Genomic DNA, 425 nt, shown 5'->3' with positions numbered 1-425 from the left:
ATGCTGGCTATGATGGAAGAAGAGATGGTACGCGAATCCCGCAAGCGCTATCGGGCGGGCACCGGTCGAGTGACGATGCAGTGGCACAGAGGCAGACAGCAAACGGGTTTTCTTCAGGAGATGTGGTCTGGCGCCGCAGCCGGAATGGCGCTCACCTGCAATCTCTTGCACTTGCCTCCGGCAATTTCCTATGGTCTGTCATGATGCGCATGTTCAGACGTCTCCAGCCCGTTTCCATCGTTCTGTTTGTTATTCTTCTGGCGTTTCTCGTCGGCTTTGTCGTGTTTGGTGAAAAGGTCACCAGCATGCAGCCGCCGGCTATCGATGAGCCTGCCGATGCCATCGTCGTTCTGACCGGTGGCCAGTCCAGAATTCAGGCTGCGGTCGATCTTCTGAAGGACAAGCGAGGAAAGCGGCTCCTGATC

Annotated in this window: 2 protein-coding genes; both read left to right on the top strand. The window is 56.5% G+C overall.

Translation table 11 applies throughout. The annotated features are described in order from the left end of the window. A partial coding sequence (locus M3627_RS20545; RefSeq protein ID WP_029929720.1) for a hypothetical protein occupies positions 1-204 on the top strand: 204 nt, incomplete at its 5' end. Beyond that, positions 201-425 (top strand): hypothetical protein (locus tag M3627_RS20540; protein ID WP_251557288.1); only part of this gene is annotated, 225 nt, incomplete at its 3' end. The genes M3627_RS20545 and M3627_RS20540, both read left to right, overlap by 4 nt.

The sequence above is a fragment of the Psychrobacillus sp. MER TA 171 genome, assembly GCF_023713305.1.
Taxonomy (GTDB): Bacteria; Bacillota; Bacilli; order Bacillales_A; family Planococcaceae; genus Psychrobacillus.
Note: the sequence above shows the minus strand (reverse complement) of the source record. Positions and strands in the feature narration are given on the sequence as shown.